This window comes from Kibdelosporangium philippinense, assembly GCF_021390435.2.
Classification (GTDB): domain Bacteria; phylum Actinomycetota; class Actinomycetes; order Mycobacteriales; family Pseudonocardiaceae; genus Kibdelosporangium; species Kibdelosporangium philippinense.
The window spans coordinates 3,018,084-3,027,443 of sequence record NZ_JAJVCN010000001.1; the positions used below are offsets into that span (position 1 = coordinate 3,018,084).

Sequence of the window (9,360 nt, forward strand, 5' to 3'; positions counted from 1 at the left end):
CGTGACCGAGGTTGCGGTGCTTGCGGGTGGCTGCTTCTGGGGGATGCAGGATCTGATCCGGCGCCAGCCAGGCGTGGTCTCGACGCGAGTCGGCTACACAGGTGGTGACGTGCCCAACGCCACCTACATGAACCACCACGGCCACGCCGAGGCGATCGAGATCTCCTACGACCCAGCGGTGACGTCCTACCGGCAGATCCTGGAGTTCTTCTTCCAGATCCACGACCCGACAACGAAAAACCGGCAGGGCAACGACGTTGGCACCAGCTACCGGTCGGCGATCTTCTATGCCAACGAGGATCAGAAGCAGGTCGCCGAGCAGACCATCGCCGATGTGGACGCGTCCGGCCAGTGGCCGGCCAAGGTCGTGACCGAGGTCAGCCAGTTGGGTGACTTCTGGGAGGCCGAGCCGGAGCACCAGGACTACCTTGAGCGGTTCCCGAACGGGTACACCTGCCACTACATCCGGCCGAACTGGAAGTTGTCGGCCAGCAAGTGATCGATGTGGACATCGTCGCGTTGCACGCCTCGCGCGTGCACGCGTACGAGGGCCGTCCAGCAGATGGACCTCGGCCAGACCCCGCGCCGGTGGCGCAGGACAAGGTCGAGGTTCGTGCCGGTAAAGGCATTGTGGGGGACAGGTACTACAACCATCCGGCGCACCAGAAAGCCGCGGTGACATTCTTCGCCGCAGAATCCCTTGACGCTTTGGGCATCACCGCGTCGCCACTGCTGACCCGGCGCAACGTGATTCTGCGCGGGTTCCCGATCGACGATCTCGCGGCCCGGCGCGGCACACCAGGTTCGGTGTTCAGCATCGACGGCGTCCGGTTCCAGGCCTATCGGCCCGCGAATCCCTGTGCGTGGATGGATGTGGTGTTCGGCGAAGGCGCGTTCCGCGGTCTTCGCGGCCATGGCGGCGTACGGTGCGTTCCGCTCGATGACGGAGTGTTGCAGGTCGGTCCCGCTCAGCTAGAAATCTGGACGCCGACCTTGCTTTGATTACGTTTCAACCGAAATTCGAGCACTGTCCGGTTGCACCGGTTAATGTGGACAGTCCGGTTTCGACGTTCCCTGCATGATCAGTCGACTCGTTGCCGTGGCACTGCTCAGTGTCACGTTGCTTACGCCCGGTGGCGTCGCGACGGCCGATCCGGACTCGCCGTCCTGTGTCCAAGCAGATGTTCCGGTGCACACGTTGACCGTGAGCGGAGCCATGCACGGCACGCTCTGCCAGCCGGCCGGCCCCGCATCCGACACCGTGATGGTGTTGGTGCCTGGCGCCACGTACAACTCGGTGTACTGGGACTTCCCGTACCAGCTGAACACGTACTCGTTCACCAAGGCGATGACCGCGGGAGGTTACGCCACCTTCGCCCTCGACCGGCTCGGCACGGGACAAAGCACCCGGCCGCTCAGCGTCCAGCTGACGACGCTGACCCAAGCTGACGCCGTGCACGACGTGATCCAGGCGTTGCGCGCGGGCGCGGTCGGCGGAACCGCCTTCAGCAAGGTGATTCTCGGCGGCCATTCCTTGGGTTCTGTGATCGCCGCGGTGGAGGCGGCGACCTTCCATGACGTGGACGCGGTGCTGATCACCGGCGCCTCGCATCAGCCCAACGCGATCAACGCGGCCGCGTTGCTGACGGTCCACACGGCTTCGGTGGCGCTGCTTCCCGGCTTCCCGAACCACGACGCCGGGTATTTCACCACCGTACCGGGACACCGCAAACCGGCCTTCCACGATCCGGATTTCGTGGATCCTGCCGCGCTCGCCCTGGATGAGGCGACGAAGGACGTGGTGTCCTACACCGAGGCGCCCGATGGGTTCGCGCTCGGTGTGTTCACGCCGTACTCGGCGTTGATCAATGTGCCGGTGCTGGTGGCCAACGGTCAGCGGGATTCACAGTTCTGCGGCGCGCTCGCGCAGTGCAACGGGCTGTGGCAGCTGCAGGAGAGCTTGTACTACTTGGGCTCGCCCGCGTTGAGCTTCTACCTCCTGCCGACCGCGGGTCACTCGATCAACTACAACCCGGACGCGCCACTGCTGCACGCGGCCGTCCTGAACTGGGCAAACTCCCTATAAAAGACCCTCGTGAGTGGTTATCCATGTTCTAACACGGATAACCACTCACGAGGGTGGATCAGTTGCCGCCGCCGGGTGTGCAGGCCTTGGTGAGTGCCGAGACCTGGTCGGCTTTGGTTTTCACCCAGTTCGCCGGGCCGTTCACCAGATCGGTGACCGTGGTCTCTTTCATCGTGGTGGACAGCTCGGTCAGCGCCTGGTTCACCGTGGTGTCGGTCGCCTTGCCTGCCAGGTCCTGCAGTTTCTGGCCGGCGTCCTGTGCGCCCTGCGCAGCGGCTTCCGGGTTGGCGGTGTCGGGGTTGAACGCGGCGATCTTGAGCGCCTCGACACACACCTGTGCCGTTGAGGCCGCGTTGCTGACGTTGTCGGCAGTGTTCTTCGCATCCTGGATGGCTTCGCATCCGGTCAGCGCGACGATCAACGCACCGCCGCCGAGTACTCCGGCCAGCAGCCGCTTGGTAGAACGCATTCGAATCCCTTCCGGTTCTTTTCACGAACCGAAGGTCTCCCCAACCACAACCGCTGTGGCGCCGAGACCGGGTCGCCACTGGGGACGCCGTACTGACGAATCTCGGCCGGGTGGGTACTCCCCTCCGTAAAGTTCACATTACCAAAGCTAACCAGCTGTGCTCTCCCTGACCTCAAGCGTGAACGGGATCTGCACGTCCTGAACAGGACTGGGATCCCCGTTCGCTCGTTCGTGCAGGAGCTGCACGGCGGCTTTCGCCAACGCGGCCTTGTCCGGCGCGATGGTGGTCAACGACGGCAAGCTATACGCGCTGTGCTCGGTGTTGTCGAACCCGGCAACCGCGATGTCTTGTGGCACATGGTAACCGCGCTCGGCGGCAGCGCGAACGGCGCCGTGGGCAAGCATGTCGTTGAAGCAGAACACCGCATCGGGCGGTTCGGGCAACGTGAGCAGACGTGCCATCGCTTCGGCTCCGTCACGGTGGTGGTAGCGCGTCGCCGGTGCGATGTAATCCGAAGGAGAGGGCAAGCCCGCGTCGGTCAACGCAGAGTGATATCCGGCGAGTCGCTGTGCGGCCGTGCCACGGGTCGGGTTCTGGCCGATGACCGCGATTCGCTTGCGTCCTATCGAGATCAGGTGATGCACGGCGATCCGCGCGGCCTGCACGTTGTCGATCCCGACGTGGTCGATCGGCGCATCGAGCACATGCTCGCCGAGCAGGACCATCGGCACGTCGGTCGGATTCTGGGTGTAGTCCTCCGTGTGCAGTGCTTCCGGGCTGATGATCGCGCCGTCGACCATGTGCGGCCCGAGCGACGCGAGCGTCGAGACCTCGGGATCGCGCAAGCCCTGGGTCTGCTCGATCAGCACGCTCCAGTCGTGTGCGTGCGCCGCGGTGATCACGCCGCCCGCGAGCTCGCCGAAGTACGGGATGCTCAGCTCGGGGACCATCAGCGCGATGAAGCCGGTCCGGCCGCGCCGCAGATTGCGGGCGCCGACGTTCGGCTTGTAGCCGGTCGCGGCCAACGCCTCACGGACTTTGCGCTCGTTTTCCGGTTTCACAAAGGAATAACCGTTCACGACGTTGGACACCGTCTTGACCGAGACTCCGGCGAGTTCGGCCACGTCCTTCAGCGTTGCCACCGGGTGAGGGTATCAAGAACCCGCATATTTACAACGTTGTACCAACGATGTAACGTGCTCGCCGAGCGTGTTCACCCTGTCTCAATGAGGAGTCAGCACATGACCGCCGCCAGTTTTTCCCGTCCCGTCCACTTAGGTCGTGGAGCTTCGTTCCGCGGCCTGCGCCGGATCGTTGGTGCGAGCCTCTGCGGTGTTGCGCTGCTTCTGGCCGGATGTGCCAAATCCGAGGAATCCGCCGCGCCGCCGACGCAGGCAACCGGGGGCGCGCAGGCACCCCTCGCGCCCGCATCGGACGGCCCGACCTGCACACTTGCCCAATACGGTGGCTCGAAGGTCGACCTGAAGGACGCCATCGTCGGTTTCTCCCAGTCCGAGAAGGAAGCCAACCCGTTCCGGATCGCCGAGACACAGTCGATCAAGGACGAAGCCGCGAAGATCGGCGTCAAGCAGCTGCTGACGACGAACGCCAATTCGCAGCTGAGCAAACAGATCTCGGACATCCAAGACATGATCAACAAGGGTGCGCATGCGTTGATCGTCGCGCCGCTGAACTCCGACGGCCTCGAACCGGCGCTGTCAGCCGCACGGGCCAAGAACATTCCGGTACTGACTGTCGACCGGAAGGTGAACTCCGTGGGCTGCAAGGATTACGTGGCCTTCCTCGGCTCGAACTTCGTCGAGCAGGGCAAGCGAGCGGCGCAGCAGATGGCCAAAGCCCTTGGCAACAAGGGCACAGTGGCGGTCCTGCTCGGCATGTCCGGTAACAACGTCACCACGGATCGGACCAACGGGTTCGTCGACGAGATCAAGGCATCCTCGCCGGACATCCACGTGGTCGCCCAGCAAACCGGCGAATTCGCCAGGGAGAAGGGCCAGCAGGTGATGGAGCAGATCATCCAGGCCCAGCCAGACATCAACGGCGTCTACGCCGAAAACGACGAGATGGCTCTCGGCGCGTTGGTCGCCTTGCGCAGCGCCGGAAAGAAAGCAGGCACGGACATCCACGTCGTGTCGATCGACGGCACCCGCAACGCGGTCCAGAAGGTCACGGACGGCGAGCTGTACGCGGTCGTCGAGTCCAACCCACGGTTCGGGCCACTGGCATTCCAGACGCTGCAGACATTCATGGACGGCCAGCCGGTCCAGCAAAACGTTGTGGTCAGCGACAAGCTGTACAGCAAGGACAACGCCGCAGCCGAACTGGGCAACGCGTACTGATGAGCGTCGTACTGGACGCTCGCGCGGTCGGCAAGCGGTTCCCCGGCGTGGTCGCTTTGTCCTCAGTGGACCTGACGCTCGTTGCTGGCGAAGCGCACGCCTTGGTCGGCGAGAACGGCGCGGGCAAGTCGACGCTGATCAAGGTGCTGACCGGGGTGTACCCGCCGGACAGCGGCTCGTTGTTCTACCAGGGTTCGCCGGTGCGGTTCGGCCGACCGCTCGACGCGCAGCGAGCCGGGATCAGCACGGTGTACCAGGAGATCAACCTGGTTTCGCTGATGACTGTTGCCGGCAACCTGTTTCTTGGCCGTGAGCCGCGTAACCGGTTCGGGCTGTTGGACTTCAAGGCGATGAACACGGCCGCGGCAAAGCTGCTTTCGGACTATGGCGTGGATATCGATGTCACGTTGCCGTTGCGGACGTTGGGGGCAGGTGTCCGGCAGATGGTGGCCGTTGCTCGGGCGGCGGCCACCAACGCCCGAGTGGTGATTTTGGACGAGCCGACTTCTTCTTTGGAACCAAGGGAAGTCGATACGTTGTTCGAGATCATCAACCGGGTGCGGGCTTCCGGTGCGGCGGTGCTGTACGTCAGTCACCGGCTCGACGAGCTGTACCGGATCTGCGACTCGGTGACGGTTCTGCGTGATGGCCGGAAGGTCCACAATGGTCCGTTGGCTGCACTGTCCAGGTTGGAACTGGTCGCGTTGATGCTCGGCCGTGACCTCGAGCAGATTGAACGGGAGGGCACGACCAAGTTCGACTCTCCGCCTCCCGAGGCTCTGGAGACTCCTGTCCTCGCGGCTCGGGGCTTGACGAGCCAGCATCGGTTGCATGGTGTCGATGTGACCGTCAGGCCCGGGGAGATCGTGGGTTTGGGCGGTCTGCTTGGGGCTGGACGTAGTGAGACGGTCCGGGCGATGGCGGGTTCGTTGGCTGTTGACTCGGGGACTGTCACGGTTGCTGGGAAGAAGGTGCGTACGGGATCGGTCGCTGCGGCAATGCGCTCGGGCGTGGTGATGTTGCCGGAGGACCGTAAGTCGGACGGCGTTCTGCCGGACCTTTCGGTGCGGGAGAACATTGTGCTGGCGGCCTTGCCCCGGCTTTCGGCCGGTGGCTCGGTTTCCCGTCGACGGCAAGACGCAATTGTGGACACCTTCATGAAACGGCTGCGCATCAAGGCTTCGAGTCCCGATCAGAAGGTGGGCGAGCTGTCCGGCGGCAACCAACAGAAGGTGCTACTGGCCAGGTTGCTGTGCCGTGAGCCGAAGGTGCTGCTGCTGGACGAGCCGACGCGCGGGATAGATGTTGGCGCGAAGGCGGAAGTTCAGGCCCTGGTGGGGGAATTGGCCGCGGAAGGTCTCGGGGTTGTGCTGATTTCCTCGGACTTCGAAGAGGTCGTCGAGGGCTCGGACTCGATCGTGGTGCTCAGGGAAGGCCGGGTGGTGTCTGAACTGAGAGGCGCGGACGTAACGGAACAGAAGTTGATTGCTGCGTTGGCGGAGGGAGCCGGTGATGGCTGAAACTACCGTCACATCCATCTCCACAACTCAACCACCTGCTGCTCGCAGACTCCGCGACTATGGCGTTTACGCCGCCCTGGGCATTCTGATCCTCTACAACCTCATCTTCACCGAGAACTTCGCCACCCTGGCCAACCTCAACACCCAACTGGTCCAAGTCACCCCGATCCTCATCGCGGCCCTGGGCATGGCGTTGGTCATCGGGACTGAAGGCGTCGACCTCTCGGTCGGCTCGGTGATGGCCCTCGCGGCCGCACTCCTTCCGCTCTACCTCGGCTACGGACTGATGCCCGCCATCGCCGTGGCCCTGATCGGTGGAGCCCTCTGCGGCCTCTTCAGTGGAACCCTCGTCGCGGTCGTCGGAATCCAGCCGATCGTGGCCACCCTTGCCCTTCTGGTCGGCGGACGAGGCCTAGGGCCTGTTTCACAAGTTGATCAAGGTTTGAGATGATCTTGATTCGTGGGGCGTGGTGATCTGACCAACGAGCAGTGGGCGAAGCTGGAACCCTTGCTGCCCAGGGGCAAGAAGCCTGGCAGGCCGCCGAAGCATGCGAAGCGGAAGCTTATTGACGGGATCCGGTTTCGGGTTCGAACCGGTGTGCCGTGGCGGGATCTGCCGGAGCGTTACGGCCCGTGGGAGACGGTGTATGGCTTGTTCCGGCGGTGGCAACGGGATGGCACGTGGAAGAGGATTCTGGTCGCGTTGCAGGCGGACGCGGACGCTGCGGGCCTGATCACCTGGGATGTCAGCGTGGACTCCACGGTGGCTCGTGCGCACCAGCACGCGGCTGGTGCGCGTCAAAAGGGGATCTCCAGAAGGAGTCTCCGGGCGGGGTCGAGGTCGAACCGGCCGATCACGGGCTGGGGCGCTCCCGAGGCGGGTTGACGACCAAGACTCACCTGGCGGTCGAGCAGGGACAAAAGCCCTTATCAATCGTGATCACCGCTGGCCAGCGAGGTGACTCGCCCCAGTTTCAGGTGGTGCTCGACCGTATCCGGGTACCCCGGCGGGATCGCGGTCGGCCGCGCTGCCGCCCGAATCGGGTGCTCGGCGACAAAGCCTACGGGTCCCGCGCCAACCGCGCCTACCTGCGCAGGCGCGGTATCCGCTGCACCATCCCGGACAAGGCCGACCAGGTCCGCAACCGCAAGAACAAGGGCTCACACGGAGGACGACCACCCGCATTCGACAAGGAGATCTACAAGCAACGGCACGCTGTCGAGTGCGGGATCAACCGTCTCAAACGAAACCGAGCCGTCGCCACCAGATACGACAAGCTCGCCGTTCGCTACGAAACCACGGTCACCATCGCAGCGATCAACGAGTGGCTCCCATGACTTTCGAAACAGACCCTAGCACTCGTCCTGGCCGACGGGAGGCTCAAAGACATCCGCAACCCTGTCCTGCTGGACATGGGCTCTGGGGAGGTGCTTGGGATTCCGATCGTGGTGCTGATCGCCGCCTGTCTCACGTTGGTGGTCGGTTTCCTGGTCCGGTACACCACGTTCGGGCGGCAGTTGGTCGCCGTCGGCGGCAACCGGTCGGCCAGTGTGCTTGCCGGTCTGCCGGTCCGGCGGATCCTCATCACCACCTACGTCATCAGCGGCGTTCTTGCGGCGATCGCCGGGATTGTCGCGACAGCAAGGCTTACGGCATCCGACCCGTCGGCCATTGGGCAACTGGCAGAGCTGTCCGCGATCACGGCTGTCGTTGTCGGTGGGACGCCGTTGAACGGCGGGCGGGTCAGGATTCTTGGCACGGTCGCTGGCGCGTTGCTGATGCAGTTGATCTCGGCGACTTTGATCAAGAACAACCTGCCGACCTCGGTCGGGCTCATTGTGCAGGCGGCGATCATCGTGGTCGCGGTGTTGTTGCAGCGGCCGCGGGGAGGTGCGGGGTGACTACCGTGACTGAACAAGCGGCCGTGCAAGGAAAAGAAAAGGTGCTGACCAAGCGGCGGTGGATCGCGGGACTCGTGCAGCGGCGGGGATCGTTGGTCGTGCTTGCGTTGATCGTGCTGGTGTCGACGTTCGCGTTCGATTCGTTCGCGACCGTCGACAATGCCAGGAACGTCGCGACGCAGAGCTCCTTCCTCGCCATCGTCGCGCTCGGGATGACGTTCGTGATCATCTCTGGCGGGATCGACCTGTCGGTCGGCTCGGTGTACGCGCTGGGCGGAGTGCTGGCCGCACTGGGGATCCAGTGGGGGAGTCTCGCCGGAATCCTGCTGCCGTTGGTGGTTTGCGGCGGGATTGGGCTTTTGAACGGCGTTTTGGTCGCGTATGGACGGTTGGCGCCGTTTATCGTTACGCTGGCGACACTTCTTGGTGCACGTGGGCTCTTGCTGGCGATCACCGATGAAGGAGCCAACACCCGCCTCATGCCGAGGGACGCTTTTCTGACCCACCTTGGGCAAGGGACGTTTCTGGGTTTCGGGTATCCGGTGTGGATCGTGATCCTCCTCTTTGGAGCAGGGGTACTGGTGTTGCAGCGCACCAGGTTCGGCCACTCCGTGCTGGCGATCGGCGGGAGTGTCGAAGCCGCGCGGTTGATGGGCTTGCCTGTCGCCCGGCGCACGATGTGGCTCTACACCGGAAGCGGCCTGCTGGCCGGACTGTCCGGTGCGTTGGCAGCGGCTTATTCGGCGTCCGGGGTGACCATTGTGGGCGTTGGGTTCGAGCTCGATGCCATTGCTGCCGTGGTGATCGGTGGAACGCTGCTCACCGGTGGCGCTGGGACTGTCGGTGGAACGCTCGCGGGAGTGTTGCTGCTGATGGTCATTCAGAACGTGATCAATCAGATCGGTACGTTGTCGTCGCATTACCAGTCGGTGGTCAGCGGGGCGTTCCTGGCCATCGTCGTCGCCATCCAAGCGTACCTGAGCCGTGCCCATCTCGGCCGGGAGCGAAATACGTGAGATAAA

At 63.8% G+C, this 9,360-nt stretch carries 11 protein-coding genes; 9 read left to right on the plus strand and 2 right to left on the minus strand.

Going from position 1 to position 9,360, the window contains the following annotated elements:
- The first annotated feature begins 1 nt into the window (after window position 1).
- The 3 genes from msrA (at window position 2) to LWC34_RS13870 (ending at window position 2,086) form a co-directional block, all read left to right on the plus strand.
- Window positions 2–499: a peptide-methionine (S)-S-oxide reductase MsrA gene (gene msrA, locus LWC34_RS13860; protein ID WP_233725458.1), complete on the plus strand. Its 498-nt coding sequence runs from the start codon at window positions 2–4 to the stop codon at window positions 497–499.
- Window positions 496–1,002 (plus strand): molybdenum cofactor biosysynthesis protein, encoded by a 507-nt coding sequence (locus tag LWC34_RS13865; protein WP_233725459.1) that lies wholly within the window; start codon window positions 496–498, stop codon window positions 1,000–1,002. Before msrA ends, LWC34_RS13865 begins: the two co-directional genes overlap by 4 nt.
- 76 nt (window positions 1,003–1,078) lie before the next feature.
- A complete protein-coding gene (locus LWC34_RS13870; protein ID WP_233725460.1) occupies window positions 1,079–2,086 on the plus strand; it encodes an alpha/beta hydrolase in 1,008 nt (335 codons plus the stop codon).
- A 58-nt stretch (window positions 2,087–2,144) separates the two neighbouring features.
- Here LWC34_RS13870 and LWC34_RS13875 read toward each other — a convergent pair whose 3' ends face one another.
- A complete protein-coding gene (locus LWC34_RS13875; protein ID WP_233725461.1) occupies window positions 2,145–2,555 on the minus strand; it encodes a bacteriophage spanin2 family protein in 411 nt (136 codons plus the stop codon).
- A 147-nt stretch (window positions 2,556–2,702) separates the two neighbouring features.
- Complete coding sequence (locus LWC34_RS13880) at window positions 2,703–3,698, minus strand: LacI family DNA-binding transcriptional regulator (RefSeq protein ID WP_233725462.1); 996 nt, start codon at window positions 3,696–3,698, stop codon at window positions 2,703–2,705.
- A gap of 99 nt (window positions 3,699–3,797) precedes the next feature.
- Here LWC34_RS13880 and LWC34_RS13885 point away from each other — a divergent pair, with 99 nt between their 5' ends.
- From LWC34_RS13885 to LWC34_RS13910, 6 genes are all read left to right on the plus strand, one after another.
- Window positions 3,798–4,916, plus strand: coding sequence for an ABC transporter substrate-binding protein (locus LWC34_RS13885; protein ID WP_233725463.1), 1,119 nt, complete (start codon window positions 3,798–3,800; stop codon window positions 4,914–4,916).
- Window positions 4,916–6,436, plus strand: a complete 1,521-nt coding sequence (locus LWC34_RS13890; protein ID WP_233725464.1) for a sugar ABC transporter ATP-binding protein — start codon at window positions 4,916–4,918, stop codon at window positions 6,434–6,436. The genes LWC34_RS13885 and LWC34_RS13890 overlap by 1 nt, the downstream gene beginning before the upstream one ends.
- A complete protein-coding gene (locus LWC34_RS13895; RefSeq protein WP_233725465.1) occupies window positions 6,429–6,887 on the plus strand; it encodes an ABC transporter permease in 459 nt (152 codons plus the stop codon). The genes LWC34_RS13890 and LWC34_RS13895 overlap by 8 nt, the downstream gene beginning before the upstream one ends.
- Window positions 6,888–6,896: 9 nt before the next feature.
- Window positions 6,897–7,774, plus strand: a protein-coding gene (locus tag LWC34_RS13900; protein ID WP_417448663.1) for an IS5 family transposase whose coding sequence is annotated in 2 segments (ribosomal slippage) — window positions 6,897–7,290 and window positions 7,290–7,774 — 879 coding nt in all. Because the reading frame shifts where the segments join, the coding sequence is not laid out codon by codon here.
- A 75-nt stretch (window positions 7,775–7,849) separates the two neighbouring features.
- Window positions 7,850–8,338: an ABC transporter permease gene (locus tag LWC34_RS13905; protein WP_233725466.1), complete on the plus strand. Its 489-nt coding sequence runs from the start codon at window positions 7,850–7,852 to the stop codon at window positions 8,336–8,338.
- Between the two features lie 5 nt (window positions 8,339–8,343).
- Window positions 8,344–9,354, plus strand: coding sequence for an ABC transporter permease (locus LWC34_RS13910; protein ID WP_233725467.1), 1,011 nt, complete (start codon window positions 8,344–8,346; stop codon window positions 9,352–9,354).
- Window positions 9,355–9,360 lie beyond the last annotated feature (6 nt).